Here is a 370-nt window from a genome sequence, read left to right as displayed (position 1 = left end):
TTGTCGTCGTCGCGGGCCTTGAACTGGCCGACGGCCAGGAACGCGCGGACGTCGTCGATGGTGCCGTCCAGGGCCTAGCCGGCGGCTGCCTGGACGGCCGTTCCGCCGGAGGCCCTTAGCTGGGAGAGGGGGGCGAGGGGGTGGGCGTCCGTGGCGGGGTCCGTTGAGGGGGCCTGTACGGGGGGCGGGCGAGCGGGGGGCGCGTGCTCCGGATTGGCCGCGCGGCGGGCTTGTTGTTGGTTGGGGGCGTCGTTCTGTTCCACACACCGCGGTGTCCACTTGTTGGTTCTGTTGCGGGCCGCCGCGTTGGCGGAGGCGGCGGAGGCCTGGGCCTGCTGGGCGTACTGCGCGGCCTGCTGGGCGCTGGCCT

The 370-nt window shown here is 74.1% G+C and carries 1 protein-coding gene; it reads right to left on the bottom strand.

All coding sequences use genetic code 11. The features are described from left to right. The coding region (locus PUR71_RS40855; RefSeq protein ID WP_443077306.1) for a hypothetical protein at positions 1-71 on the bottom strand (71 nt) is incomplete at its 3' end. Positions 72-370 lie beyond the last annotated feature (299 nt).

The organism is Streptomyces sp. SP17BM10 (assembly GCF_036322405.1).
GTDB lineage: Bacteria > Actinomycetota > Actinomycetes > Streptomycetales > Streptomycetaceae > Kitasatospora.
The sequence above is the reverse complement of the archived record's forward strand: the minus strand, read 5'-3'. Positions and strand labels throughout refer to the sequence as shown.